Source organism: Vibrio sp. TRT 17S01, assembly GCF_050113695.1.
In the GTDB taxonomy this organism is placed as follows: Bacteria; Pseudomonadota; Gammaproteobacteria; order Enterobacterales; family Vibrionaceae; genus Vibrio.
In genome coordinates, this window is sequence record NZ_JBNJOG010000023.1 from 1 (window position 1) to 25,346 (window position 25,346).

Sequence of the window (25,346 nt, forward strand, 5' to 3'; positions counted from 1 at the left end):
GAGTGCGCTGGAAAAATTCACATAACAAAGCATTTAAGAGTGACTCACAACGCTTGGCGATCTCAGTTTAAACTTGGTTTCAGTGTTTAAGGTGCAGTGGTTTGGGTTAGGTGTTTAGCGCTGTTCGCACCTTAATGCGGCGTTAGCTGAATGGTACAGAGGGAGTAGTATGCGTTTAATAGAATGTAGCGAAGACGTACGAGTGTACGATTTGCAAGGAGAAAATATTACACTTTGCGTTAATGAATTCTCAGTTGTTGTGTCTGATAGTGGAGGTGAGGAAATTGGGCGGTTTGAGTTCGATCAAAGAGAAGAATGTAATCAGTATTTTCATTTAATTACACATATGTTTCTTGATAGGCAAGGTTCCAAATATCTTAGACAAGGCATTGGTGAAAAGTGCATTGAATATTTTAAGGACTATTGCGGAACTGAAATTATAGCGGGCAATGATAATGGCCATCGCAGTGATGATGGTAGTCATCTCACGGGGTATGCCTCTTCCTTTGTCACCAAAATGCGCAAAAAAGGTTTAATACGATGATGAAAAAATCCAGCTAACAAGCAATTCAAGCTGATTCGCAACGCTCGGCGCTTTTGGTTTCAATTGGTTTGGTGATTACTGTGAAGTGTTTTACTAAGGTGGCAGTGTTGCTCACAACTTAATTGGGCGTTATGCGTATAAGCGGGAAGATTCTAGATACATAGGAAGCGAGGGGACAAACCACCATCCTAGCAACAAGAGAGTGTAGCTAAAGAAGTTAGAATCGACAGTCTTGACCACTGCTTTTTTTAGTGTTTCATAAGCTGAAGTTAGTCTGTTTTTATCCATGTGCACCTCCTTAGGGCAATCTTGCAACTGAGAGTCGAACTCAGAGTGAGTTGAGAAATGTGAAGTTATTTGTTGGTACGTCCCGGTTAAGTTCGAAATTAGCCAAACAATCAATTCCACAGCTTCAGCCCACTCCCCCGCGCTACCTATGCACCCAGAAGTTCAAGTATGATATTCTGTTTATTTGATTGGGTCAATTAGTAATAATAGACCATACGCATAACAAAGCGTTTAAGACGGATTCCCAACGCTTGGTATTTTCGGTTTGATTCAGCTTTAGTGTTTACGGCACAATGGTTTAGGTAGGGTGGTAGCGTTGCTCACCACTTAACGCGGCGTTATGTGAATGGAGTGGAATAAACTATGGAATACAAAGTCGTTAAAGAATATCAAGATGCTCCAGAATCGCCTATTCGAATAGTTCTAGGCGAAAAATTGCAGTTTGTAGAGGAATCCAATCCAGAAGGTGACTGGGCAAACTGGATTTTCTGCCGAGGGGAAAACAAAGAAGGTTGGGTTCCTAAACAAATACTAGCTATCGACAATGGCGAGGTAACGGCACTTGAGGATTATTTCGCCAAGGAGCATCGTTTGGCTATCGGTGAAATTCTAGTAAAAAAACATGAGTTAAACGGCTGGATCTGGAGTAGTAAATTGGGTAGCCCGAAAGAGTTGGCATGGGCTCCTTTAAATCATTTGTGCGCTGTGTAAATTCACATAACAAGGCGTTTAAGGCGGATTCACAACGCTTGGCGGTTTTGGTTTAAGTCAGCTTAAGTGTTTAAGGTACAATGGTTTAGGTTTGGTGGTTGGCGTTGTTCACCACTTAACGCGGCGTTATGTGAATATGGAGTTTTACGAGTATGTATCAAGCAAACGTAACGATACCTACGGACAATCTGTATAAGTTTCTTACGATAGTTGGGTTGTTGTTGGTACTGGCAGGGGGCTACTTTTTTAACTTGTCGACAGAGAAATACAATGATGAGTTTATTCAGTTAGCTTTAAAATCTGCTGAGCTTAAAAGTATTACTAACCCTTCAGAAAAACAAAAATTAGAGTTGTTATCTGTTGAGAAACTAATAAGCATCAAACCATCAGATAAAAGGTTCGAACAAAGAGTATTTGTTGGAATGTTGCTATCCGGGTTTATAGTTATGTTAATCGGTTTTATTCGATGGTTTGTTTTTATTCAACCGAATCTAGATAGGCTATTGGAACTTCAAGTTCAAAAGTTAGAACTTGAGAATGAGAATTTAAAAAATAGAAAGAGCGATGAATAAGAGAAGAATTCACATAACAAGAAATTTAAGAGTGATTCACAACGCTCGGCGCTTTCACTTCAAGCCAGTTTAGTGTTTATGTCACAATGCTTTAGGTAGGGTGGTTAGCGTTGTTCACACCTTAATTTGGCGTTATGTTCTAGGGAGAAATCAAGTGGTTGAACGGATTACTTACGAAAGCTTGCCTCAAATCGCAGGGCCTTATGTCCATGCAACAAAGCACAATAAAACGCTTTATATATCAGGGCTTACAGCTTATGGAACAGAAGCTCAAGCTTTTGGCCTAGCAGAGCAAGCTAAAGAGATCTTGGAGCAAATCTCAGAAGTTCTTAGGCTAGAGAAACGCTTAAAAAGTGATCTGGTGAAACTAACAATTTTTGTTCGTGACATGTCAATGTTAGGCAGTATTCGAGAGCTACTTTTCAATTTCTATGACGGCAATTTACCAGCATGCTCACTGGTAGAAGTGTCCAAGCTAATTCACGCGGATTTGCAGATAGAAATTGAGGCCGTCGTAGCGCTGTAAGTACGAACATAACAAGCAATTTAAGAGGGATTCACAACGCTTGGCATTTTTGCTTCTACTTCAATTTTAGTGTTTATGACACAATGTTTTAGGTTGGGTGGAGGCGCTGTTCACCCCTTAATTGGGCGTTATGTGAATAGGGAAAATAATGACATCACGAGTAGTTCCAGAACTGTATTGTATCGATATAAATGTGAGTAAAGCTTTCTTCACAGATATTCTTGGCTTTTCCGTCAAATATGAAAGACCAGAAGAACAGTTTGTATATTTAACACTAGATGGTGTCGATTTAATGCTAGAAGGTTTATCGAGTAAAAGCCGAAAGTGGCTTACTGGTAAACCCGAGTTTCCACTGGGCTGTGGTGTGAACTTTCAATGGGACGTTAACGATATTGAACGCTTATATAGTGAAGTTTGCTCGAAATCTAACGATTCGATTTATCTAATGCTCGAATCTAAATCGTATGAATGTGGTACCAAGTCTGTTATACAAAAGCAGTTTATTGTGCAATCGCCAGATGGGTACTTGTTTAGGTTTTGTCAGGATGTCCTTTAACAGAATTCACATAACAAAGCATTTAAGAGTGACTCACAACGCTTGGCGATATCAGTTTAAACTCGGTTTCAGTATTTAAGGTACAATGGTTTAGGTCTGGTGTTTTAGCGTTATTCGCACCTTAATGCGGCGTTATATTTTGGGAGAAACTTATGAGTAATGAGAGTACAGAAAGCAGCGTAGAAGGCACAATTAATGCTGTTTCTGGATTGGTAGAGAAAGTGCCTGTATATCAAGATGCAGTACAGCCTTTAGCCCAAGAAACGGGAAAAGCTCTGGGTACTGTGGGTAGAGCCGTGAATGCTGCATTATCACCATTACGAGGGGTGGTATGGGGTATTGAACGAATCGAAGAGTTCGTTCATACAAAAGTAGCCAAAAAATTAGAATCGGTTCCTCCTGAAAATATCGAGACTCCAGATTTAAGTATTGCTGGACCGACTTTAGAATCATTGAAATACGTTGGTCACAAAGAGTCTTTAAGTGATATGTATGCATCACTTCTGGCTTCCTCTATGAACAAAGAAACATCCCATTCTGCTCATCCAGGTTTTGTAGAGATTATTAGAAATATGTCACCGGATGAAGCCAAGATAATGGCCTTTTTATCTCGATACGGAATGCAGCCATATATAAATGTTCTGCAACGTAGAAAAACTCAGGGTGGTTCTCGTACTGTAATTGAAAAGTATTCCCATATTTCCCGAAGTGCTAAATGTGAAAACCATAATCTATGCGCTGCTGCATTGGTTAATCTGGAACGCCTTGGTTTAGTTTTCCTCAGCGAAACAGGTTCTTTGAGTAACGTAGATGTATATAAACCACTTGAATCAGAAGCCCATATTCAAAATACAATACAAAATGTTACGAATGAAGATACTAAAGGTGAAATAAAGCGAGCGTACGTTGGTGTTACACCGTTAGGGAAAATGTTTGCAAGTGTATGTATCAATTGAACAAAAAAATATAACAAGCAATTTAAGAGGGATTCACAACGCTTGGCATTTTTGCTTCTACTTCAAATTTAGTGTTTATGGCACAATGCTTTAGGTTTGGGTGGAGGCGTTGTTCACCCCTTAATTGGGCGTTAGCCGACAACCGGAAACTTGAGTTATGGAGAACAAAGTGAACGTAAGGAAAGCGATCAAGCAGGACTCCAGTAAGTTGTTAGAACTTATTGGACACAAAGCTGAGTTTGACCGAAGTATGAAAGGATTCGACGGTGAAATCTCCACGACGAAAGAGAAGATAGAACGAACCTTATTTGGTGACTATCCGTTTGCCCACGCTTTGCTATTGGAAGTCGATGGTGAAGTTCAGGGTTTCGCCTTGTTCCATTATCGTTATTCATCCTTTCTTGGTGAGCAGTCTATTTGGCTGGATGATCTTCTAGTTGTTAGTAATCATCGGTCAAAGGGGTACGGTGCAGAACTTATGCATGCTTTGAAAACGGAAGCTCAAAAGTCATTAACTTCTCATATTTCTTGGACAGCTAGTCCACACAACACCAAGGCACACGAGTTTTACAAAAAGTTAGGTGCAGAAGTTGAACGGATGGATGGTCAACGTCCGTATTTCCGTTGGGCAATGTACGGCTAACAATAAATTTAAGAGTGATTCACAACGCTTGGCGCTTTCACTTCAAGCCAGTTTAGTGTTTATGGCACAATGGTATAGCTAAGGTGTTAGCGTTGTTCACACCTTAATTTGGCGTTATGTTTACTTGTATTTCAAGGGCTTAAATATCTTAGGCTCTAGTTCTTTGTCCCTCTGGCAATTCGTCCCTAGTTGACTCAGCAAATCCGCATTGTCGTGCTAAGTTCTTGAATCTCTCAGGCGGTAAAACATGCCAATGTTCGTGGGTTGCTTCATTGTCATGTCGTGGCGGTTGGCTTACTGTTTAACTGGCTCAAAGTCGCTTTTAAGCTCTTAGCCAATCAGCATTTCAGCTTGGCAGTTGCCTCGGCAATTCAGTACTGTTTTGCGCTTTGGTTGGAAAGACAGGGTGCTTGTTGAAAGCTAGTTGGGTTGCCTCATTGGGCAGGGAAGTGGAATTACAGGTTTTGGGTTAATCGCCTTTGGTGGTCAAGTTGGCTTTTACCTTGTGGTTTGCTTCAGAGAACTGGTTAGAAATCGTAGTACTTTCTCAAGTAAATCATATGTTTGTGGTAAAACATAACAAACAATTCAACAGTGATTCGCAACGCTTGGCACTCTCACTTCGGGTTGAGTTAAGTGTTTACGGCGCAGTGTTCAAGTTCAGTGTTTGCGCTGCTCACACGTTAATTGGGCGTTATGTTTACTTGTACTTCAATGGCTTAAAGGTTTTAGGTTTTAGTTCTTTGTCCCTCTGGTAACCGCCATAGTAACAAGCTACTCCACGTGAGAAAAAACACGCGCTACTTTTGGTTCTGTTTACTTATGGGGTTATGGCTAGTTGCCATTTAAGCGGGGTGTTATAACGCTCATATACGTAAATATTTTGAGGTTTATATGATTCAAAAAATTAGTTTATTCGTACTTTCTACACTTCTTTCGATACCTGTCTATGCAAATACTGTGAACATAGGAAAGATAGCTAGCTTAAGTTTTTATGGTAGTGGTATAAATGAAAAAATGTTCATTACTATCGAGCCCAAAGTATCCAAGTGTGCTTATAGTGGCGCATATGTACTCTCTTCAGCTGATAAACCAGGATTAACATCTGCGCTATTAACAGCGTTTGCTGCTCAAAAAGATGTAGTAGTTCATGGCACTGGAGAATGTCACTCTAGTTGGAAGAATCATGAAGAGTTAAATTATGCCGAAATCAGAAGGTAAGTAGTAAACATAACAAAGCATTTAAGAGTGACTCACAACGCTTGGCGATCTCAGTTTAAACTTGGTTTCAGTGTTTAAGGTGCAGCAGTTTAGGTTAGGTGCTTTAGCGTCGTTCGCACCTTAATGCGGCGTTATGAGTATTCCCCAATTTTAGAGGCAAGGAGCCAATTTTGTTTAAGCTTTACTACTATCCAAATAATGCGAGCCTAGCTCCTCATTTTTTGCTTCATCACTTGAATGCCGACTATGAGTTATTGTTGGTTGATAAAAAGTCAAACTCTCAGAAATCAGCAGATTATCTTAAGCTTAATCCCGCAGGTCGAATTCCGACGTTAGTTGTAAATGAACAACCAATTTTCGAAAGTCCAGCTATCTGTATGCATATCTGCGAATTGCACCCAGAGTCAAATTTGATGCCACCTATAGGTAACCTTAAACGACCTTTATTTTATCAATGGCTAGCGTTTCTGAATAATACGCTGCAAGCAGAATTGATGGTTCGCTATTACCCTCATCGCCATACTAATGATGAAGCAACTATTCCAAATGTTGTAGCGGCACAAGACGACAGAATTGCGGATGCATTATCTATTATCAATGACCAGCTCGAGCACAATGAATACTTGCTTGGTGATACACTAACTGCATGTGATTATTTCCTGTTTATGCTCGCGGAGTGGTCTTTACCAATAGAGAAGTCACCACTTACTTTCAACCATCTAGCTGCATACTTGAATCGGCTTTGTGCAAATCCAACGATTAAGGCCGTTTGTGATATCGAAGGTATAGATCTTACGCCATTTAAATCATACTCATAACAAAGCATTTAAGAGTGACTCACAACGCTTGGCGATTTCAGTTTAAACTTGGTTTCAGTGTTTAAGTTGCAGTGGTTTAGGCTAGGTGTTTAGCGTTGTTCGCACCTTAATGCGGCGTTATGCGATTAGAGGGGAAATCAATGAGAGCACCATTTCAAGTATTAGTATTTCCGTATCGAATATTCAATGAACAACCTCGGTACTTAATCGGAAAACGAAGTGATAATGGTGTATGGCAAGCGGTTTCAGGTGGCGGTGAAGATAGTGAATCCACTATCGAGGCTGCAAAGCGTGAACTTAAAGAAGAAACTGGTTTAATTGGCAGTGATTGGCAGCAATTGGACTCAATGTGTATGCTCCCAAAGGTGTACTATGCTGGTCATGAAAATTGGACTAATCATCAGTTTGTAGTACCTGAATATTCTTTTTCAGTTCGGGTGTCTACTGAGCCTCAGCTATCAAATGAGCATACAAAATTTCGTTGGTGTGGTTTTCAAGAGGCTAGTGAACTTTTGAAATATGACTCAAACAGAATAGCTTTATGGGAGCTTAATCAAAGGCTTAATCGCAATCTTTGAAAAATCGCATAACAAGCAATTCAAGCTGATTCGCAACGCTCGGCGCTTTCGGTTTCAATCAGTTTGGTGATTACGGTGCAGTGCATCAGTGCGGTGGAAGCGTTGCTCACAACTTAATTGGGCGTTAGTTGCTCATAGGAAATTTAATGAAGTTCGTACTAAAAGAAACAGTATTTACGTATCCAAATGCACTCCTTGATACATGGAAGGAAGGTGAAAAGGATTGGATCCCAGAATCATTGTTTGTACCTAAAGATGTTTTCAACCAGCCTAATTATCACTTTGGAGAATACTATGCTCTTAAAAAGTATCTTGAATTAGCGTGGCAGGGTACAGCATTTTATGCGCTTGGTGACTGGGAGCTAAATAATGACAAGTACAATCAAGGGCGTGCCATGGTCGCTAAATATATCGACCCAATTAGGTTGGCAATGTTCAAGTCTCTAAGGCAAGGTTTAACTTCAGGGGAACCGGACTTATTCCTATATAAAGATGATGGTTCAGTTTTGTTCGTTGAAGTTAAGAAACAAGCAGATCGCATATCCAAATCCCAGCTAATATGCATGGAACAAATTAAGTCTGTTTTAGGCTGTGATGTCGCTGTGGCTTATCTTGCGGAAGAACATCAGGTGTATGAACCTAAGTCCTATGAGCTAAATGTGGTTTCTATTCCGCAAGCATGGATAGAACGCAACTAACAAAGCATTTAAGAGTGATTCGCAACGCTTGGCGTTTTCGCTTCGCTCAAGTATAGCCAAGCGTCGCTCACACCTTAATGCGGCGTTAGGGCACAGGAGGAAATTTTGAGTAATACAGTTGTAGAAAAGCTTGTTGAAGAAGCAAAGCGTATTGAAGAAGACGCACTCTATTCTTCAAAAGGACATTATAATTGTGCTGATAATTGGAAGAGCATCCATTATTGGATTGGAATACCTGCTGCGATCTTAGCTGGTGTGGCGAGTGTTAGCGCGTTCTCGGAGAACACTGTAGCTGCGGGTTATATCAGTGTTCTTGTAGCTATCTTAAGTGCTTTAAGCACATTTTTAGACCCAAACGCCCGTCAAAATAGTCACAAATCTTCTGGAGCCGCTTTTGGGACACTCAAAAATCAGTCTAGGTGGTTCTATGAAATTGAAGTGCACTTAGAGCATGACGAAAAGAAACTTAAGAAACAACTAGATGCTTTATTCTTACGCAGAGATGAACTAAACACTACAAGCTTTTCGATATCTGGCCGTGCTTATCGCAAGGCTAAAACGGATATTGAATCTGGAACCAATAATTACAAGGTGGATAACGATAAATCATGACAGTTCTTTCTTACTTAAACAGCGTGTCTTCAAACGCAGTGTTATCGTCTGCTGAATTGGAGTCAATAAACCGTTCGATTACGACATTAGAGACAAGGTTAGCTATCTATTTTGGTTCAGAAATAAAAACAAAGTTTAGGTTTGGGTCTTCTACTAGAGGGACAATATTGCCACGTAGTATGGATGGAAAATCTGATATAGACTACATGGTTGTGTTCAGTAATTCCGATTATAAGCCAAGTACTTATTTACAAAAAATCAGACGTTTTGTAGAGGTCTATTACTCTTCTTCGGAAATATATCAATCTTCACCGACAATAGTGCTTAACTTGAACCACATACGGTTTGAAATCGTCCCCGCTATTGAGTCATGGTTTCATGGGTTGCAAATCCCTGCTCCGGCATCAGAATTTTCGGAATGGATAGAAACGGATCCTAACGACTTTAATGCTGAGCTGACAAATTGCAATGTCTCAAACAATAGCAAGATCAAACCTTTAGTTCGGTTACTGAAGTACTGGAATGCACAAAATTCATATCCGTTCGAGTCATTTTTGTTGGAAAAAGAAGTTATCAATATGAACTTCTGGTTTTGTACTGATTTAAAAGATTACTTTTTTACAGCAGTAGAAAACTTGAGTGTCGGTTTTTTTGCTCCTCAATGGAAAACTAATGCAGTCAACCGAGCTCATAATATCGTTGCGGAAGTAAAGCGACTTGAGTCGCAAGGGATGCCTTACTCTGCTGAAGAGGAAATCAAAAAGCTAATACCGTGACAGTGAAATGCCCTAACAATAAATTTAAGAGTGATTCACAACGCTCGGCGCTTTAACTTCAAGCCAGTTTAGTGTTTATGGCACAATGCTTTAGGTAAGGTGTTAGCGTTGTTCACACCTTAATTTGGCGTTATGTTTACTTGTATTTCAAGGGCTTAAAGTTCTTAGGTTGAAGTTCTTTGTCCCTCTGGCAATCCGTCCCTCGTAGACTCAGCAAATCCGCATTGTCGGTCTAAGTTCTTGAATCTCTCAGCCCGTAAAACATGCCAATGTACGCGGGTTGCTTCATTGTCAGGTCGTGGCGGTCGACTTCTTGTTTAACTGGCTCAAAGTCACTTTCAGGTTCATTACCAAGCAGCATTTCAGCTTGGCAGTTGCCTCGGCAATTCAACATTGTTTTACGCTTTGGTTGGAAAGATAGGGTGCTTGTTGTTTCTTGGTCGGGTTGCCTCATTGGGCAGGGAAGTGGAATTACTGGTTTTAGGTTAATCGCCTTTGGTGGTCAAGTTGGTTCTTGCCTTGTGGTTTAGCTCAGAAAACCAGTGAGAAATAGCAGTTCTTTCTCAAGTAAATCATATGTTTGTGGTAAAACATAACAAACAATTCAACAGTGATTCGCAACGCTCGGCGCTTTCACTTCGGGTTGAGTTTAGTGTTTACGGCGCAATGTTTAAGTTCAGTGTTTGCGCTGCTCACACGTTAATTGGGCGTTATACATTTTCATCAAAATAAGGAATGGGTTTGGAATTACTAACTTCTCTGATCGGGTTTATTGGTGTAGTGGTTGGTGCAGTTATTACTTATGTGTCAACATACAAACTGAAAAAATTGGAACTTGAAATGAATGATCGTCAAAAGAAAAAAGAGCAATTGGATCTAATTTACAGTTCATTCTTAGTAAAAGTGTCAACTGCGATCAGTGCTCTGGATTTAGATCGTGCTAGAAACTACGCAGCATATATTCCCCCAATCGATGAGGATCTAGCTCTTATTGAGTTGCTGAGTAGCAACGAGGTATATCAGAAAGCTAACCTGTTAGTCTCAGAATTGACAGATTTGTTTTTAGATACTCCTTCAGCTACCTTTGTCTCTGTTAATAAATTAAAGGCTGACTTTGTAGATTCAGTTAAAGCTCATTATAAATCAAATGTATAACAAAGCATTTAAGAGTGACTCACAACGCTTGGCGATCTTAGTTTAAACTTGGTTTTAGTGTTTAAGGTGCAATGGTTTAGGCTAGGTGTTTTAGCGTGGTTCGCACCTTAATGCGGCGTTAGCTTTACGATTTAGATCGAGTATCTAGACAATAATTAAGAGGTATTATGAAGATTCCACCATTAGATATTGAGCAAAAATCGGCTTTAGATAATAACTTGCAAAAGCTAGGTATGAGTCGTGGTAGTGTGTCAACAATAGTAAGACGTGACTACATGCAAAAATATGCAAGTGACGCTTCATCTCGTTCAATCATAAATAAGTGGGCGGATGGTAAGGGGTACCTACCAGCTGAATATGCTTCCAGTGTCGAGAGCATTACGGAAAAGAGTATAGAAGAGCTACTTGGAAAAACGAAACTCAACATTGTTGAAAAATACCTTGATAAAGAAACATACTCAATCATCAAAAATAGGCAGGGGCAGCCTAAGTTTCGTAATGCAGTACTTTCTCTCTATAACGGAGCGTGTGTAATAACTCAATGTGCTACTCCCAGTGCATTAGAAGCTGCTCATGTAATTCCTTATTCCGAAACCAAGAGTATTTCTCCAGATCACGGTTTACTGTTAAGGGCAGATATACACACTTTATTTGATCTTTACCTTATTTCAATTAACCCGCTGTCAATGATTGTTGAGGTTGACGGTAGCTGTTGCGACTATTATCAGAAATATGCTGGCAAGAAAGTTAATCTAAAAGTTTGCTTATCGGCCTTGGAGAAGCACTACCAGAGGTTTGTTGAAAAATAAAGCTAACAAGCAATTTAAGAGGGATTCACAACGCTTGGCATTTTTGCTTCTACTTCAAATTTAGTGTTTATGGCACAATGTTTTAGGTTTGGGTGGAGGCGTTGTTCACCCCTTAATTGGGCGTTAGCCCTTTTCGAGGAAACGAAATGGAAATCGTACAAGAAATAGATGTTTCAGAATTGCATCATAAGGCAATCGAAGCATTAAGAAATCAAGCTTTTCCAGACAGCCAAGTAAGTCGTTCTTACTTTAAGCAGTTACCTCATATGCGTGCCCTTCATTTTCAAGGCGAACAGCTGGTTGGCTATCTTGGACTGGATTATCGCGTTGTTAGTGTCGGTGGGGAAATACATAAGGTTCTGGGCGTAATCGACTTCTGTGTTGATGAACGTTATCGAGGGCAAGGTATTGGCTCTTTTATGTTGTCAGAATTATCGGCATTTGCTGAAACTAAAGATGTGGATTTCATAATCCTTATATCTGAGTTACATGATTTCTACTCTACAAACGGCTTTTACCAAGTTCAGTGTATGCAGTCTTGGTTAAGGCTTCACGAGCACACCAACTTTGGAGTCGCTGTAGAGCATATTGATGAACTGTATGTGAAACCACTCAGAGATAAGCAGTGGGGTGTTGGACATTTTGATTGGCTAGGTTATATGTACTAGTCAACCACAGGGCTAACAAACTGTTTAAGAGTGATTCGCAACGCGTGGCATTTTTACTATGCGTTGATTTTAGTGATTAAGGTGGTTTGCTGCGGCTTCGGTATTGCGTTGCTCACACCTTAACAGGGCGTTATATGAATTATTGGAAGTTATAGTGAAGCAAAGTAAAACAGATCTCTATATGCAGCTGCAAAACTGCTGCGATTGGTTAGTTAGTTCGTGTACGGCGTTTGATAATCACTGTTTGAGTGAGGCTAAAAGATTAGCGACAACTTTACGTGTTTTATTACATGATACAGACCGTTCAAAGTCTCTTCTTTCTCAGTTAAAAGCACGTAATAATGCCAGGTTTTTAAGCACTAGCACTCCATCGATCAAAGACAACTTGTTATACGGGCACAATAATCTAGTCATTGTAAAGTATGACCAAGATATTGAGGCAATAACCTTTTATGCACCTAAAGCAGATTGCAGTGATAAAAAGTGGTTACGATTTGAAGAATGGTGGAATGAAACAGTACTAACTACCGATAATGATGAATACGAGTTCAATCGAAGAGAAATCATTGGCTATCTGGCAAATAAAGACGGTGGCGCGCATGTGGACCCAAAGTTACCAGCAAAATACGCAGCTCTATCAAAGTTAAGAGGTATGGGCTACTTTCAAAATATTGATGGTTCTCCGACGATTGTACAACGTGTGTTACCTAAAGATCCTACAGACAAAGCTGCAATTGATGCACTCTATGAAAAATATGATCCCGTGCTTGGTGTAGAGCTGCACACAATCAGACAAATTACGTACGAAGTTTTGACTACGATTAAGAAGAAGTTTCCACACATTATTATCGATGAAAAATTCATATAACAAGCAATTCAAGCTGATTCGCAACGCTCGGCACTTTCGGTTTCAGTTGGTTTAGTGATTAAGGTGAAGTGTTCGGGTAAGGTCGCAGCGTTGCTCACAACTTAATTGGGCGTTAACTTTAAAGCGGAGTACTAATGATTCTGTACAAATATGTATCGTTTAATGGTGCAGAAAATATAATCGAGAATAGTTCTATTGGTTTTAGAAGTATATTGGACCTAAATGACCCTTTTGAAGGCTCATTCTTCAGCTTCAAGGATGGGGATAAGCTTAGTGGTGACCATGCAAAAACCATTTTTCGTCAAAATATGGCTAAAAAATACGCTTTGCTTTCATTGACAAGGCAACCCCATAACGCATTGATGTGGGCGCATTATGGTTGCTCTCATGATGGTGTTGTTATTGGGTTTGACGCCAACAAAGCTAATTTTACTAATGAGAAAACTTGTGTAATTCCAGCTCAATTTGGTGAAGTAATTTATACATCGGTAAAAAACAACAGTATTGACCCACTTGCAAGTTTCGAATTAGTTGAAATGTTATCTTCTGACGCAAAGTTTTCACCTAGCTCGTTTAATCTCTTAAAACGTGCATTTCTCTATAAATCATTAGAGTGGGCTTATGAAGAAGAGGTTAGAGTTGTTAAGAGGATCGCTTTAGAAAGGTCGGAAACTGGTGCTTTTGAAAATAATTTACATGACGATTGGACAGAAATAGATGTAAACGGAAGTCCCTTACATTGTTTGAAAATTCCACGTGAATCTATAGTAAGTGTGCATCTTGGTTATAATTGGATGGCTGAAAATATGGGCTCAAAGAGTGACTTAATCCAAAGTTGGAAGAGTAGCGGTATTGATATCTTTCGCTGTGACGTTGATTTATCTTCATGGAAGGTAGTTTCTCGTAAGTTTTAAAGTTAACAAAGCATTTAAGAGTGATTCGCAACGCTTGGCGTTTTCGCTTCGCTCAAGTATAGCCAAGCGCTGCTCACACCTTAATGCGGCGTTATATGTCAATGAAATAGAGGAGTCAGAATGACGTTTACAGATGATTTTTTGAAAGCTTTAGGAGCTTGGCAAAAAGGTTGGAATGAAGACCAATCTAAAAAAGCGGAATTAGAAATAGAACTTAAATCTACAACCGAACATCTGCCTAAGAAGTACAAGTCAGTGTCTACTCCTTGTTATAGAAAACGCTTTCTTCACAAAGGTGAGCTATATGAAATTATAATGGTCGATGAAAAAGACGAAGGTGTTACAAGTTGGACTATAGATAAGCGATATGCTGAACGGTTTAAAGGGGTATACAAAGCAAATGCAGTAAGTGGTGCTATTTTTGAGCATTCACCAACCTCGGAAGAGGTAATCGTAAATATTTGCGAGTTATGGAAGTGTGAGCAGTTTACTCTTGCGGTACAAAATTACACTGAAAGGCTGGGTGAGCACAGTGATGCTTTAAATAACTTTAAAGCAACGCAAGGAGAGGTCATTTTAAGCTCTCCACTAAAAGGTTCTGAAATTATTGCACTTACTGGAGCTGCCAGTCCATTTGACGAGTTGTGTGAGCAGGCTGGAATTGAAGAAGAAAAGAGAGATGATTATTATCGACAATTAGTCGAGCAAGACATCTATCCAGACGAAATTCAGTACACAACTAAGGAAGGCACTCAGCGTGTCATACAAAAAACGATAAAGCGAATGGATGCCTTGATCCAATCTGTAATGGGCAAAGACATATAACAAACAATTTAAGAGTGATTCGGCACGCGTGGCATTTTTGCCATGCGTTGGTTTTAGTGATTACAGCGGTATGCGGTGGCATTGGTATTGCGTGCCTCACACCTTAATTGGGCGTTATAACCTAAGAGGGAAAAATGGAACTTAGAGCTTTTGAAAAGGAAGACTATGACTTGCTTATTGGTTGGATTGATTCAGATGAATTAAATTATCAATGGGGTGGTCCGAACTTCGAGTTTCCATTGACTTCAGTTCAAATTAGTAAGCATTGTTCTCAACCAGAAGTTTTTCCTTTTGTCTTTGTTATTTCAGATCAGAATGCTGGTTATGTTGAACTCTTCAAGGTATCTGAATCACACTTTAGAATTTGTCGTGTGTTTGTCTCAGGTAGCTATAGAGGGCAAGGAGTCTCCAAGTTGATGCTTGGCCAGTTAATCGCCCTAGCGAAAGAAGAGTTCAAGGCTAATTTGTTGTCTCTGGCGGTATTTGAACGAAATGTGGTAGCTAAAAATTGCTATGAATCGTTGGGTTTTTCAGTGACATCAATTGAAAATGATACTAGGTCTTTTGACGGTGAGGTTTGGGGTCTTATACGTATGGAAAGGCGGTTATAACAAGGCATTTAAGAGTGACTCACAACGCTTGGCGATTTCAGTTTAAATTTAGCTTTAGTGTTTAAGGTGGAGTGGTTTGGGTTTGGAGATTTAGCGTTGTTCGCACCTTAATGCGGCGTTATGCAATATCAGGAATTATGCAGTTATGGAATGGAAAAAATTAGTAGAATTGGAAGATGAGAATTTGTGGCGGGGAACTGTATTTAGATTTCCTGCGACTTATCCATTCGAATCTGTTGTCGATTTTATGCTGTTTTTAGACTCAGCTTCCGAAAGTGGTTTTTCTCTTGTTTGCACTACAGGTTATAAAAGTGGGCACCATGAAGGTGGACTGCCATTAGAGGCGCGTGCGAAAGGAAAAGTTCAAGCGATTAGCAAGACCTGGCTTATTGAAAATTGGACTAATTGGGTTTATCCCGAGACATCAGTGTCTGAAGTGCAAGTATCAGAAGGCTATACGCAGGAAATTGGAACTATTGCCTAACAAAGCATTTAAGAGTGATTCTCAACGCTCGGCATTTTCGCTTCGCTCAAGTATAGCCGAGCGCAGCTCACACCTTAATGCGGCGTTAGGCAAAGGGCAAAAAAGTTCTTTGTCTTATTCTTCTTAATCCCTCTAGCCCTCTGCTTTTCTTAGTCGGCAATTCAGCATTGTCGGCTCAAGTCCTTGAACCTCTCCAGCCGTAAAACATGTCAAAATTCGTGGGTTGCCTCATTGGTTTTCAGTGTTGGTCGGTGGTGAGTTTCACTGGCTTAAGGTGTGGAAAGGGCTAGTTCAAAGAAGCTTTCGTATTCGCTGTCATTTCGCAGGTTTGAGTTTCTCAGGTTCAAAAGCTACTTTCTCGCTGAAAGGCTGTATTTCGTGAGCGTAAAAAGTGAGGCTGTAACATAGTCGCTTTAGTAGTTCTTGAATCACAAAAAGTCATTGGGTAATTGGTTGCTTATCGTGTTTAAGGTATTCTGTTTTCAAACCAAGTTAGTGAGTACACAGAAAATTTGCCTAACAAACAATTCAAGCTGATTCGCAACGCTCGGCGCTTTCGGTTTCAATCGGTTTGGTGTTTACGGCGAAGTGCTTAGGCTATGTGGCAGCGTTGCTCACAACTTAATTGGGCGTTAGCATTCGAACGAGGAATAATGAATGGACTTAAATAAAATACCCTTAGAAAAAAATATGATAGAAAGTGATGAAGCACTAGATACGAACGCCATAAGAGAGCTTCAGTGTGAGTTATCACGATTAGCATCTGATGAGCCCGCATCTAAAAACGATGTAAATGAAGTTATAGATGCACTACAGAGTATATTAGATAGTTGTCTAGATGACAAAAAATCGTCGAACATGCTTAAAGATAATAGTTTGCATTCTAATGGTGACGTCACAGTATATTTTAGGGGAATTGAAAGTCAGGTTGTATCTCAAATTAAATCCGCAGATGCTGTTTTCGGAGCAGTTGCTTGGCTGACTAATTATAAAATTCTTAATGCGTTAAAACGTAAAGAAAATGTATTGATAGTTTTAGAAAAAGAAAAATATTTAAAAACAAGCTATTCTGAAGAGTATGAAAATGATACGCCTGAAGAAATAACAGAAAAAAGAAATAAAACTACTCTCAGAGCTAAGTACAAGGAACTAAAACTAGAACTTACCCCATATGAGCTTGGTGGTGTATTTGAAAACTTTTCAACTGAAGGTAATCCAGTGCTAGAGTCTATACGTTGTGTTGGAAGTGTAGAGTCTTTTTCAAAGATGCATAATAAATTTATAATCTTAGCAAAGGTGAACAAGAAGATTGAGTACACCTCAGGTATAGAAATTAAGAAAAGCATAGTTAAACCTTACGCAGTTCTTACAGGCTCTTTCAACTTTAGTGTAAATGCTACAAATTCTTTGGAAAATTGCCTTCTTATGACTGAACAAAAAATTGTCGATGCGTATTATTCAGAGTTTCTACAAATACTAGCCATTTCTGAAAATCGTGAGTGGCAATGTGACACTCCTAAACCAGATTTAAAATTTGATGAAGAAGAATGCTAACAAGCAATTTAAGAGGGATTCACAACGCTTGGCATTTTTGCTTCTACTTCAAATTTAGTGTTTATGGCACAATGCGTTAGGTTTGGGGGGAGGCGTTGTTCACCCCTTAATTGGGCGTTATGTTTACTTGTATTTCAAAGGCTTAAATGTCTTAGGCTCTAGTTCTTTGTCCCTTTGGCAATCAGTCCCTAGTAGACTCAGCAAATCCGCATTGTCGGTCTAAGTTCTTGAATCTCTCAGCCCGTAAAACATGCCAATGTTCGTGGGTTGCTTCATTATCAGGTCGTGGCGGTAGGCTTCTTGTTTAACTGGCTCAAAGTCGCTTCTAAGTTCTAGGCCAATTTGCATTTCGGTTTGGCAGTTGCCTCGGCAATTCAGCATTGTTCTGCGCTTTGGTTGGAAGGAAAGGGCGCTTGTTGTTACTCGGTCAGGTTGCCTCATTGGGCAGGGAAATGGGTTTACACGTTTTAGGTTGGTCGCCTTTGTCGGTCAAGTTGGTTTCTGTCTTGTGGTTTGCTTCAGAAAACTAGTTGGAAATAGCAGTTCTTTCTCAAGTAAATCATGTATTTGTGGTAAAACATAACAATCTGTTTAAGAGGGATTCGCAACGCGTGGCATTTTCACTATGCGTTGGTTTTAGTGGTTAAGGCGGTATGCGGCGGCATCGGTATTGCGTTGCTCACCCCTTAACAGGGCGTTATGTGCTTGAGGTGGCATGATAATTATTTATATAATTCAGCTCTTTAGAACAACTAGTAGAAGAGGATCTATGCCTTATACATATCTAGGGTTATTGTTTTGCTTTAGCTCTGCCGTTTGTTTTTGTTATTTAAAAAAACAAAAAATCAAAAATCTTCATCCAATAATGTTTTGTGTTTACAGTATGTTTACTATGGGGCTAGGCCTTTCTGTTTCTTCTTATGTAACTGGAATTGGTTTGGTATTGTCAATGTTGTTGTGTTTAGCTTCAGTTGCTGTTTTGCCAACAAAAGACGTGCTCGAGAAAACTTCTAAGTATGCGAAAGAACTGAATGATCAGGAAAAACCTGCAACATTATACCAGTTGGTATTCGGTGTTAAAAAAGGTCGCACATAACAAGCAATTCAAGCTGATTCGCAACGCTCGGCACTTTTGGTTTCAACTTGTTTGGTGATTACAGCGAAGTGTTTAGGTCAGGTGGCAGCGTTGCTCACAACTTAATTGGGCGTTATATGCTTTCAAGTTTCAAGCAATAAAAGGACTTAAAAATGATTCTAAATCACGTCTCAGTTGGCGCTTCTGATGTGGTAAAAGCAGTTGGTTTTTATGACTCAGTTCTTTCTACGTTGTCTGTTAAGCGTACTCACTATATAGAAAATATCGCAGCGGCTTATGGTGAAAGCTTTGAATTTTGGGTCGGAAGTCCCTGCGAAGGAAAAGCTACATCAAGTAATGGTGCTCATATTGCTTTCAATGCTCCTTCAAAAGAAGCAGTTGACCAGTTCTATGCTACAGCTATTGAACTGGGAGGTTCATGCGCGGGTAAGCCAGGCTTAAGACCAGAGTATGGTGAAACTTACTACGCAGCATTCGTACGTGACTTAGACGGAAACAAAATCGAAGCAGTTTCAATGTAGCTTCGAGTACGCATATAACAATAAATTTAAGAGTGATTCACAACGCTCGGCGCTTTCACTTCAAGCTAGTTTGGTGTTTATGGCACAATGTTTTAGGTAAGGTGGTAGCGTTGTTCACACCTTAATTTGGCGTTAGGCGAAGGGCAGAAAAGTTCTTTGTTCTCATCTTCTTATTCTCTTTGAGCATTCGTTTTTCTAAGTCGGCAATTAAGCGTTGTCGGCTCAAATTCTTGAATATCTCCAACCGTAAACATGCCAAAATTCGTGGGTTGCCTCATTGGCATTTGTTGTAGGTTGGTGGTGAGTTTCACTGGCTCAAAGTGTGGTCAGGGCAAGTCAATCGAAGCTTTCGTTTTTGCTATTAGCTCGTAGCTGTTAGTTTCTCAGATTCAAAAGCCCCTTAGTCGCTGAAAGGCTGAATTTCGTTGGCGTTAAAAGTGAAGCTGTAACATAGTGGCTTCAGTGGTTCTTGAATCGCAAAAAGTGTGTGTGTATTTGGCTGGTAATAGGGATTCAGGTAATCTGCTTTGAAAGCCACTTAAACACTGGTGGGAAACTTCGCCTAACAAGGCGTTTAAGGCGGACTCACAACGCTTTGCGCTCTCAGTTTAAGTTGAATTTAGTGTTTAAGGTGCAATGGTTTAAGTTTGGTGGTTAGCGTTGTTCACCACTTAACGCGGCGTTATACATATGGAGGTGTAAATGGAAAATTTCGGAACAATTTATGCGAAAGCAATAGATGATTTGTCTTCGAAAATATTCATTCCTGTATTCATAAGTGCTTTGTTTTCAGAGCTTTTGCCTGTGTTACATCCGAAAATGGGCTTTTGGGCAATCTACGTCCCATTGTTCTTCATTGGTGTTATTTTGGCTTCGTTAATCGTATTGGCGATTTTCTTTGTCGAAACTTATATCAATGAGTTTCGAACATATATCGGTATGTTTTGCATGCCGTTAGGAGCTATTGGTTTGCTCCCTCAGTACTTTGATATCATATCTGTACCCTATACACAGGTAACAGGTTTTTCATTGTTGGTGTGGTCATTTGTTCTAATTAGCCCCTTACGTTTTGTTCAACAATTGCTAGATCATTGATGCAATGCAGTATATGTATAACAAAGCATTTAAGACGGATTCCCAACGCTCGGCATTTTTGGTTTGCTTCGGCTTAAGTGTTTACGGCACAATGCTTTAGGTGCAGTGGTCTGCGTTGCTCACCACTTAATGCGGCGTTAGGCTATACGGATAGATCTATGTATTGCTTTTACTCTTAATTTATATCAATAATTTATATACTTGTTATTATTCTAGACCTTTATTCCTCCAAAATCAGGTTAAGAAGGGGAGTCTGGAGCTTATGAGTTTAACGATGATTAATAATTTGAAAGGTGAATTTGAAGACCCAAAAGATGCGAAGAAAACACTAAAATTCACATTCTTCATTTGTTGCATACCTCTTGCGTTGTTGTCTTTGCTTCAAATATTTGCCACTGATATTGTTATTGAAGCTGCAGGTGGGGATGGATCTTATTTATATGTTGCATATGCTTTAAATATGGTATTCCCCATACTGGGAATTTTTATATTAAAAGAAAAAATTTGGGCCGCAAATCTTGCCTGTTTTTTGCATGTCGCAGGCTTAATCACTATGTACTTTCTTGATGGTTCAGTACCAGGATTCTTAGCTGTCATCCAACTCTTATTTTTCGTAAGTGCGATTCGAGCAGTTAATTATTTGAATATGCAACAATCATAGCCTAACAAAGCATTTAAGAGTGACTCACAACGCTTGGCGATCTCAGTTTAAACTTGGTTTCAGTGTTTAAGGTGCAGTGGTTTAGGTTAGGTGATTAGCGTTGTTCGCACCTTAATGCGGCGTTAGGCGACGGGCAGAAAAGTTCTTTGTTCTCATCTTCTTAGTTTTCTTTGAGCATTCGTTTTTCTAAGTCGGCAATTTGGTATTGTCGGTTCAAATTCTTGAATATCTCCAGCCGTAAAACATGCTAAAGCTCGTGGGTTGCCTCATTCATTTTGGGTGCTGGTTGGTGGCGAGTTTCACTGGCTCAAAGTGTGGCAAAGGCAAGTTGAACGAGGCTCTGGCTCTTGCTGTTATTTCGTAGCTTTAGGTTTTTCAGGTTTAAAAGCTACTTTGTCGCTGAAAGGTCGCATTTCGTGGTTGTTGAAACCTTGGCTGTAACATAGTGGCTTTTGTGGTTCTTGAATCGCAAAAAGTGCGTGTGTACTTTGTTGGCTATAGGGTTTCAGGTAATCTGCTTTCAAAACCACTTAAACGCTGGTAAGAAACTTCGCCTAACAAGGCGTTTAAGGCGGATTCACAACGCTTGGCGGTCTCAGTTCAAATTGAATTTAGTGATTAAGGTACAATGGTTTAGGTTTGGTGGTTGGCGTTGTTCACCACTTAACGCGGCGTTATATGCTTTCAAGTTTCAAACAATAAAAGGACTTAAAAATGATTCTAAATCATGTCTCAGTTGGCGCTTCTGATGTGGTAAAAGCAGTTGATTTTTATGACTCAGTTCTTTCTACGTTGTCTATTAAGCGTGCCCACTATATAGAAAATATCGCAGCGGCCTATGGTGAAAGCTTTGAATTTTGGGTCGGAAGTCCTTGTGAAGGAAAAGCAGCATCAAGTAATGGTGCTCATATTGCTTTCAATGCGCCTTCAAAGGAAGCTGTTGACCAGTTCTATGCTACAGCCATTGAATTAGGTGGTTCATGTGCAGGTAAGCCAGGCTTAAGACCAGAGTATGGTGAAACGTACTATGCAGCATTCGTACGTGACTTAGACGGAAACAAAATCGAAGCAGTTTCAATGTAGCTTCGAGTACGCATATAACAATCTGTTTAAGAGTGATTCGCAACGCTTGGCATTTTCGCTATGCGTTGCGTTTAGTGTTTAAGGTGGTAGCGGAAGCATCGGTATTGCGTTGCTCACACCTTAACAGGGCGTTATATTTCCAGTTCCATATAGCTAGGTATGGAAGCTATATATCGGCTTAAGTTCTAAATAGCGAGGAAATCAACTTTGTATGAACTGTTTGTTTCGGAGATGGAGTTTGTTTTATTGATAGCTTTTACCTCACTTCATTTTTATAAAAAATGGAAAGGCAAAGTTTATGTCGGTATTAGTTTTATTCTTGCTGGGGCCATATCTTTCGTTTGCATAGAAATATATGTTGGAAACTTGATTATGTGGTCTGTGTCTTTTTTATTGTTGATTGCAAATGTAATTGTACATATGACACCGAATAGATAGGTTAGCTTTGGGCTTCAAAAATATAACAAGGCATTTAAGAGTGACTCACAACGCTTGGCGATTTCAGTTTAAACTTGGCTTTAGTGTTTAAGGTGCAGTGGTTTGGGTTAGGTGTTTAGCGTTGTTCGCACCTTAATGCGGCGTTAGCTTATAAAGTAAAGTTTTGCTTGTATTCACAAATTAATTATTAAGTTCTTGTTCATGTGACAGGTGCTATTCATACTTTTGTCCTGCCTTTATATTGGATAATATGGACCAAATATGAAATACGTTATGTTGTTTATGAGCTTAGTTTTGTCACAGACAGCCTTTGCATATGGAGATAGTGGTAGAACTACTCTTGAGGGGAAAAGGTTCCAAGTTATTGGGGATTCTGATCCTAGAGTATTTATATATGATGTTACCATCAATAATAGTGGTTGTAGTGGTATTACTCCTGTTCTTGTAATGAGCTCTACCAATATCTTAGCAAAAGAGCTGTACTCAGCTTTATTAACAGCTAAAGCTAGTGGTAAAGAGGTTCAATTAATGACAAGAGGATGCAAAGATAATAATCCGATAATATTCTCAGTCAATTTATATTAAATCTCCATGAAGAAGTCGATACGCTGTGGGTAAGGCTTCTTTATTCGTAAAGTCGTAATGTTCTATGAAGTGAATCAAATTGAGAGGCTCATTCTCACTGTGATGTATATCTTGTTCTAACTCTTTTAGTATAGCGTTATCGTGCCATAAGCTAACAAAGCATTTAAGAGTGACTCACAACGCTTGTCGATTTTAGTTTAAACTTGGTTTCAGTGTTTAAGGTGCAGTGTTTTAGTTTAGGTGTTTATTAGCGTTGTTCGCACCTTAATGCGGCGTTATGTACTTTGGAGAAAGTATGGAAGTTGTTACTACTGAAAAACACGTCTCAGAATATCTCAATCCGTTTTATTTGAAGCGAGGCGACAAAGTAGCTCTAGGTACAATTGACGATGAGTTTCCCAACTGGGTCTTTATAACCAGTGTCGAAGGGGAGCAGGGTTGGGCTCCAGTTCAATATATCGAAAAGATTGAAGGAAGCTCTGAAGGTATCTTGCTTGAAGACTATGACAATGTTGAGCTTACTACTGTCATTGGCGAAAAACTGTCAGTGCTATTCGAACTCAATGAGTGGTATCGAGTGTCGAGGTCAACGGGTGAAATTGGTTGGGTGCCAGTGCGCTCGGTACAACGTACATAACAAACTGTTCAAGAGGGATTCGCAACGCGTGGCATTTTTACTATGCGTTGGTTTTAGTGGTTAAGGCGGTATGCGGCGGCATCGGTATTGCGTCGCTCACCCCTTAACAGGGCGTTATGTTTACTTGAAATTCAAAGACTTAACGGTCTTAGGCTCTAGTTCTTTGTCCCTTAAGCAATTCGACCCTAGTAGACTCAGCAAATCCGCATTGTCGGCCTAAGTTCTTGAATCACTCCGCCCGTAAAACATGCCAATGTTCGCGGGTTGCTTCATTGTCAGGTCGTGGCGGTCAGCTTTTCATTTTACTGGCTCAAAGTCGCTTTTAGGTTCTAAGCCAATTAGCATTTTGGCTTGGCAGTTGCCTCGGCAATTCAGCATTGTTTTGCGCTTTGGTTGGAAAGATAGGGTGCTTGTTGTTTCTTGGTCGGGTTGCCTCATTGGGTAGGGAAGTGGAATTACTGGTTTTAGGTTAATCGCCTTTGGTGGCCAATTTGGTTCTAGCCTTGTGGTTTAGCTCAGAAAACCAGTGAGAAATGGCAGTTCTTTCTCAAGTAAATCATGTATTTGTGGTAAAACATAACAAACAGTTCAAGCAGATTCGTAACGCTCGGCGAATTTACTATGCGACGTGTTTGGTGTTTTAGGCGGTTTGCAGAGGCTTGGTCAGTGCGTTACTCACTACTTAACTGGGCGTTATGTGTATCCGCTTGGAAAGGAGTACAGTTTGAAAAATCTATCAATGGCTGTAGTGGTGAAACAAGGTAAAGTTCTTATTCAGAACCGCTACCGGCGTAGTAAAGGTATGGTTTTTGAATTTCCAGGCGGTTCGGTAGATTCTGGTGAAAGTGGTGAGCAAGCCGCTATACGGGAACTATGGGAAGAAACAGGTTTAAGTGGTCTTAGGGTTCTAGGTAATCACACTGCTCAAAATTGCTATGGTGGTGAAATAAGTTATGTAGTTTTAGAGGCTCTACCGAACCAAGAGCCAGCAGCCGTAGACCCAGAACGGAAGCAGACTTTCTACTGGTTTATTCCTACCGATATTCCTCGTGGTGACTTCTTTGACGCTGACTTAGCCTTTATCGAAAAGCATTTAGGATTATACACATAACAATAAATTTAAGAGTGATTCACAACGCTTGGCGCCGTCGCTTCAAGTAAGTTTAGTGTTTATGGCACAATGGTTTAGCTAAGGTGGTAGCGTTGTTCACACCTTAATTTGGCGTTATACCAAAATAAAGGAGGATTGAATGATAATGAAACTTTGGAACCTTGGTAAAGGATTATTAACTTTATCGGTGATCTGGACTAGCACTAATTCTATTGCTGGACATTCAGGAGCACTAGGTGGAAGCATTCATAATCTAAAAGTGCATAAAACAAGTGGCATGCCAGTAGTCATGTTTACAACTATACCTCATGTTTCTCCTCCAATGTGTGGGGATAAAGAAGCATTAGAATGGGCAATAACACTCGATGATTTTGGTAAATCTGTATACTCATTACTATTGTCAGCACAAGCGCAACAAAAAAGAGTGATAATACATGGCAAGCATACCTGTGAGGATTGGGGGGATAGAGAGTCTATTGTGCATATAACTCTTGCGGATTAAAGGTATAACAATCTGTTTAAGAGTGATTCAGCACGCGTGGCATTTTACTATGCTTTGTTTTCGGTGTTGAAGTGTCATGCTTCAGCTTGGTTATTGCGTGCTTCACACCTTAACAGGGCGTTAGCACACAGGTTCAACATTCGTGATTAAGGAAAGAGGTAAATGTCTAAAGATGAAACGCTTCTACATTGTGGAAACTGCAATCAGAAGACGGCTCATAGAAGGCTAAG

General features: G+C 39.9%; 32 protein-coding genes. 31 read left to right on the top strand and 1 reads right to left on the bottom strand.

Annotated elements, in window-relative coordinates; translation table 11 throughout:
• Window positions 1-169 precede the first annotated feature (169 nt).
• The 13 genes from ACQEXS_RS20995 (at window position 170) to ACQEXS_RS21055 (ending at window position 9,499) form a co-directional block, all read left to right on the top strand.
• On the top strand, window positions 170-544 hold the full coding sequence (locus ACQEXS_RS20995; RefSeq protein ID WP_427015081.1) for a hypothetical protein: 375 nt from the start codon (window positions 170-172) through the stop codon (window positions 542-544).
• A gap of 651 nt (window positions 545-1,195) precedes the next feature.
• Window positions 1,196-1,543 carry an SH3 domain-containing protein gene (locus ACQEXS_RS21000; protein ID WP_427015082.1) on the top strand — a complete coding sequence of 116 codons (348 nt, stop codon included), beginning with the start codon at window positions 1,196-1,198 and terminating at the stop codon, window positions 1,541-1,543.
• 152 nt (window positions 1,544-1,695) lie between these two features.
• A complete protein-coding gene (locus ACQEXS_RS21005) occupies window positions 1,696-2,115 on the top strand; it encodes a hypothetical protein (RefSeq protein ID WP_427015083.1) in 420 nt (139 codons plus the stop codon).
• Window positions 2,116-2,269: 154 nt separating this feature from the next.
• Complete coding sequence (locus tag ACQEXS_RS21010; RefSeq protein WP_039444419.1) at window positions 2,270-2,641, top strand: RidA family protein; 372 nt, start codon at window positions 2,270-2,272, stop codon at window positions 2,639-2,641.
• A gap of 148 nt (window positions 2,642-2,789) precedes the next feature.
• A complete protein-coding gene (locus ACQEXS_RS21015) occupies window positions 2,790-3,197 on the top strand; it encodes a bleomycin resistance protein (RefSeq protein WP_427015084.1) in 408 nt (135 codons plus the stop codon).
• A gap of 152 nt (window positions 3,198-3,349) precedes the next feature.
• Complete coding sequence (locus ACQEXS_RS21020) at window positions 3,350-4,153, top strand: DUF4393 domain-containing protein (protein ID WP_427015085.1); 804 nt, start codon at window positions 3,350-3,352, stop codon at window positions 4,151-4,153.
• 157 nt (window positions 4,154-4,310) lie between these two features.
• On the top strand, window positions 4,311-4,796 hold the full coding sequence (locus ACQEXS_RS21025; RefSeq protein WP_427015086.1) for an N-acetyltransferase family protein: 486 nt from the start codon (window positions 4,311-4,313) through the stop codon (window positions 4,794-4,796).
• Window positions 4,797-5,690: 894 nt separating this feature from the next.
• Entirely contained in the window at window positions 5,691-6,017 is a 327-nt protein-coding gene (locus ACQEXS_RS21030; protein ID WP_427010342.1) for a hypothetical protein, read from the top strand.
• Window positions 6,018-6,187: 170 nt separating this feature from the next.
• Complete coding sequence (locus tag ACQEXS_RS21035; RefSeq protein ID WP_427015087.1) at window positions 6,188-6,835, top strand: glutathione S-transferase family protein; 648 nt, start codon at window positions 6,188-6,190, stop codon at window positions 6,833-6,835.
• Window positions 6,836-6,975: 140 nt separating this feature from the next.
• Entirely contained in the window at window positions 6,976-7,413 is a 438-nt protein-coding gene (locus ACQEXS_RS21040) for an NUDIX pyrophosphatase (RefSeq protein ID WP_343430021.1), read from the top strand.
• A 146-nt stretch (window positions 7,414-7,559) separates the two neighbouring features.
• On the top strand, window positions 7,560-8,111 hold the full coding sequence (locus ACQEXS_RS21045; protein ID WP_427015088.1) for a VRR-NUC domain-containing protein: 552 nt from the start codon (window positions 7,560-7,562) through the stop codon (window positions 8,109-8,111).
• 105 nt (window positions 8,112-8,216) lie between these two features.
• Window positions 8,217-8,723 carry an SLATT domain-containing protein gene (locus tag ACQEXS_RS21050; protein WP_427015089.1) on the top strand — a complete coding sequence of 169 codons (507 nt, stop codon included), beginning with the start codon at window positions 8,217-8,219 and terminating at the stop codon, window positions 8,721-8,723.
• Window positions 8,720-9,499: an SMODS domain-containing nucleotidyltransferase gene (locus tag ACQEXS_RS21055; RefSeq protein ID WP_427015090.1), complete on the top strand. Its 780-nt coding sequence runs from the start codon at window positions 8,720-8,722 to the stop codon at window positions 9,497-9,499. The genes ACQEXS_RS21050 and ACQEXS_RS21055 overlap by 4 nt, the downstream gene beginning before the upstream one ends.
• 232 nt (window positions 9,500-9,731) lie before the next feature.
• Here the strand turns inward: ACQEXS_RS21055 and ACQEXS_RS21060 are convergent, their stop codons facing one another.
• On the bottom strand, window positions 9,732-9,893 hold the full coding sequence (locus ACQEXS_RS21060) for a hypothetical protein (protein WP_427015091.1): 162 nt from the start codon (window positions 9,891-9,893) through the stop codon (window positions 9,732-9,734).
• Between the two features lie 347 nt (window positions 9,894-10,240).
• On the opposite strand from ACQEXS_RS21060, the gene ACQEXS_RS21065 reads away from it, so the two are divergent.
• The 18 genes from ACQEXS_RS21065 (at window position 10,241) to ACQEXS_RS21150 (ending at window position 25,116) form a co-directional block, all read left to right on the top strand.
• Window positions 10,241-10,654: a hypothetical protein gene (locus ACQEXS_RS21065; protein ID WP_427015092.1), complete on the top strand. Its 414-nt coding sequence runs from the start codon at window positions 10,241-10,243 to the stop codon at window positions 10,652-10,654.
• A gap of 167 nt (window positions 10,655-10,821) precedes the next feature.
• Window positions 10,822-11,463, top strand: a complete 642-nt coding sequence (locus tag ACQEXS_RS21070) for an HNH endonuclease (protein ID WP_427015093.1) — start codon at window positions 10,822-10,824, stop codon at window positions 11,461-11,463.
• Between the two features lie 146 nt (window positions 11,464-11,609).
• A complete protein-coding gene (locus ACQEXS_RS21075) occupies window positions 11,610-12,131 on the top strand; it encodes a GNAT family N-acetyltransferase (protein WP_427015094.1) in 522 nt (173 codons plus the stop codon).
• A 154-nt stretch (window positions 12,132-12,285) separates the two neighbouring features.
• A complete protein-coding gene (locus tag ACQEXS_RS21080; RefSeq protein ID WP_427015095.1) occupies window positions 12,286-12,999 on the top strand; it encodes a hypothetical protein in 714 nt (237 codons plus the stop codon).
• 134 nt (window positions 13,000-13,133) lie between these two features.
• Window positions 13,134-13,913 (top strand): DUF2971 domain-containing protein, encoded by a 780-nt coding sequence (locus ACQEXS_RS21085; RefSeq protein ID WP_427015096.1) that lies wholly within the window; start codon window positions 13,134-13,136, stop codon window positions 13,911-13,913.
• Window positions 13,914-14,033: 120 nt separating this feature from the next.
• Window positions 14,034-14,738, top strand: a complete 705-nt coding sequence (locus ACQEXS_RS21090) for a hypothetical protein (RefSeq protein WP_045062431.1) — start codon at window positions 14,034-14,036, stop codon at window positions 14,736-14,738.
• Between the two features lie 134 nt (window positions 14,739-14,872).
• On the top strand, window positions 14,873-15,349 hold the full coding sequence (locus ACQEXS_RS21095; protein WP_427015097.1) for a GNAT family N-acetyltransferase: 477 nt from the start codon (window positions 14,873-14,875) through the stop codon (window positions 15,347-15,349).
• A gap of 145 nt (window positions 15,350-15,494) precedes the next feature.
• Window positions 15,495-15,833: an Imm45 family immunity protein gene (gene imm45 / locus ACQEXS_RS21100; RefSeq protein WP_171345174.1), complete on the top strand. Its 339-nt coding sequence runs from the start codon at window positions 15,495-15,497 to the stop codon at window positions 15,831-15,833.
• A gap of 657 nt (window positions 15,834-16,490) precedes the next feature.
• Complete coding sequence (locus ACQEXS_RS21105; RefSeq protein ID WP_427015098.1) at window positions 16,491-17,387, top strand: hypothetical protein; 897 nt, start codon at window positions 16,491-16,493, stop codon at window positions 17,385-17,387.
• A gap of 769 nt (window positions 17,388-18,156) precedes the next feature.
• Window positions 18,157-18,483, top strand: coding sequence for a hypothetical protein (locus ACQEXS_RS21110; protein ID WP_427015099.1), 327 nt, complete (start codon window positions 18,157-18,159; stop codon window positions 18,481-18,483).
• 152 nt (window positions 18,484-18,635) lie between these two features.
• Window positions 18,636-19,004, top strand: a complete 369-nt coding sequence (locus tag ACQEXS_RS21115) for a VOC family protein (RefSeq protein ID WP_248334822.1) — start codon at window positions 18,636-18,638, stop codon at window positions 19,002-19,004.
• 702 nt (window positions 19,005-19,706) lie between these two features.
• Entirely contained in the window at window positions 19,707-20,099 is a 393-nt protein-coding gene (locus ACQEXS_RS21120; RefSeq protein WP_333014582.1) for a hypothetical protein, read from the top strand.
• Between the two features lie 262 nt (window positions 20,100-20,361).
• Window positions 20,362-20,760, top strand: a complete 399-nt coding sequence (locus ACQEXS_RS21125) for a hypothetical protein (protein WP_427015100.1) — start codon at window positions 20,362-20,364, stop codon at window positions 20,758-20,760.
• A 714-nt stretch (window positions 20,761-21,474) separates the two neighbouring features.
• Complete coding sequence (locus ACQEXS_RS21130) at window positions 21,475-21,843, top strand: VOC family protein (RefSeq protein WP_427015101.1); 369 nt, start codon at window positions 21,475-21,477, stop codon at window positions 21,841-21,843.
• A gap of 699 nt (window positions 21,844-22,542) precedes the next feature.
• Entirely contained in the window at window positions 22,543-22,866 is a 324-nt protein-coding gene (locus ACQEXS_RS21135) for a hypothetical protein (protein ID WP_427015102.1), read from the top strand.
• Window positions 22,867-23,161: 295 nt separating this feature from the next.
• A complete protein-coding gene (locus tag ACQEXS_RS21140; RefSeq protein WP_427015103.1) occupies window positions 23,162-23,503 on the top strand; it encodes an SH3 domain-containing protein in 342 nt (113 codons plus the stop codon).
• 724 nt (window positions 23,504-24,227) lie between these two features.
• Complete coding sequence (locus ACQEXS_RS21145) at window positions 24,228-24,614, top strand: NUDIX hydrolase (RefSeq protein WP_427012219.1); 387 nt, start codon at window positions 24,228-24,230, stop codon at window positions 24,612-24,614.
• A 139-nt stretch (window positions 24,615-24,753) separates the two neighbouring features.
• Window positions 24,754-25,116 (top strand): hypothetical protein, encoded by a 363-nt coding sequence (locus tag ACQEXS_RS21150; protein WP_427015104.1) that lies wholly within the window; start codon window positions 24,754-24,756, stop codon window positions 25,114-25,116.
• Window positions 25,117-25,346: the final 230 nt, after the last annotated feature.

Bases quoted from the DNA above. Each gene is read 5' to 3' on its own strand.
- ACQEXS_RS20995 (WP_427015081.1), top strand. From the start codon at position 170: ATGCGTTTAATAGAATGTAGCGAAGACGTACGAGTGTACGATTTGCAA.
- ACQEXS_RS21000 (WP_427015082.1), top strand. From the start codon at position 1,196: ATGGAATACAAAGTCGTTAAAGAATATCAAGATGCTCCAGAATCGCCT.
- ACQEXS_RS21005 (WP_427015083.1), top strand. From the start codon at position 1,696: ATGTATCAAGCAAACGTAACGATACCTACGGACAATCTGTATAAGTTT.
- ACQEXS_RS21015 (WP_427015084.1), top strand. From the start codon at position 2,790: ATGACATCACGAGTAGTTCCAGAACTGTATTGTATCGATATAAATGTG.
- ACQEXS_RS21020 (WP_427015085.1), top strand. From the start codon at position 3,350: ATGAGTAATGAGAGTACAGAAAGCAGCGTAGAAGGCACAATTAATGCT.
- ACQEXS_RS21025 (WP_427015086.1), top strand. From the start codon at position 4,311: ATGGAGAACAAAGTGAACGTAAGGAAAGCGATCAAGCAGGACTCCAGT.
- ACQEXS_RS21030 (WP_427010342.1), top strand. From the start codon at position 5,691: ATGATTCAAAAAATTAGTTTATTCGTACTTTCTACACTTCTTTCGATA.
- ACQEXS_RS21040 (WP_343430021.1), top strand. From the start codon at position 6,976: ATGAGAGCACCATTTCAAGTATTAGTATTTCCGTATCGAATATTCAAT.
- ACQEXS_RS21045 (WP_427015088.1), top strand. From the start codon at position 7,560: ATGAAGTTCGTACTAAAAGAAACAGTATTTACGTATCCAAATGCACTC.
- ACQEXS_RS21055 (WP_427015090.1), top strand. From the start codon at position 8,720: ATGACAGTTCTTTCTTACTTAAACAGCGTGTCTTCAAACGCAGTGTTA.
- ACQEXS_RS21060 (WP_427015091.1), bottom strand. From the start codon at position 9,893: ATGTTGAATTGCCGAGGCAACTGCCAAGCTGAAATGCTGCTTGGTAAT.
- ACQEXS_RS21070 (WP_427015093.1), top strand. From the start codon at position 10,822: ATGAAGATTCCACCATTAGATATTGAGCAAAAATCGGCTTTAGATAAT.
- ACQEXS_RS21075 (WP_427015094.1), top strand. From the start codon at position 11,610: ATGGAAATCGTACAAGAAATAGATGTTTCAGAATTGCATCATAAGGCA.
- ACQEXS_RS21085 (WP_427015096.1), top strand. From the start codon at position 13,134: ATGATTCTGTACAAATATGTATCGTTTAATGGTGCAGAAAATATAATC.
- ACQEXS_RS21090 (WP_045062431.1), top strand. From the start codon at position 14,034: ATGACGTTTACAGATGATTTTTTGAAAGCTTTAGGAGCTTGGCAAAAA.
- ACQEXS_RS21095 (WP_427015097.1), top strand. From the start codon at position 14,873: ATGGAACTTAGAGCTTTTGAAAAGGAAGACTATGACTTGCTTATTGGT.
- imm45 (WP_171345174.1), top strand. From the start codon at position 15,495: ATGGAATGGAAAAAATTAGTAGAATTGGAAGATGAGAATTTGTGGCGG.
- ACQEXS_RS21105 (WP_427015098.1), top strand. From the start codon at position 16,491: ATGGACTTAAATAAAATACCCTTAGAAAAAAATATGATAGAAAGTGAT.
- ACQEXS_RS21110 (WP_427015099.1), top strand. From the start codon at position 18,157: ATGCCTTATACATATCTAGGGTTATTGTTTTGCTTTAGCTCTGCCGTT.
- ACQEXS_RS21115 (WP_248334822.1), top strand. From the start codon at position 18,636: ATGATTCTAAATCACGTCTCAGTTGGCGCTTCTGATGTGGTAAAAGCA.
- ACQEXS_RS21120 (WP_333014582.1), top strand. From the start codon at position 19,707: ATGGAAAATTTCGGAACAATTTATGCGAAAGCAATAGATGATTTGTCT.
- ACQEXS_RS21125 (WP_427015100.1), top strand. From the start codon at position 20,362: ATGAGTTTAACGATGATTAATAATTTGAAAGGTGAATTTGAAGACCCA.
- ACQEXS_RS21130 (WP_427015101.1), top strand. From the start codon at position 21,475: ATGATTCTAAATCATGTCTCAGTTGGCGCTTCTGATGTGGTAAAAGCA.
- ACQEXS_RS21135 (WP_427015102.1), top strand. From the start codon at position 22,543: ATGAAATACGTTATGTTGTTTATGAGCTTAGTTTTGTCACAGACAGCC.
- ACQEXS_RS21140 (WP_427015103.1), top strand. From the start codon at position 23,162: ATGGAAGTTGTTACTACTGAAAAACACGTCTCAGAATATCTCAATCCG.
- ACQEXS_RS21150 (WP_427015104.1), top strand. From the start codon at position 24,754: ATGATAATGAAACTTTGGAACCTTGGTAAAGGATTATTAACTTTATCG.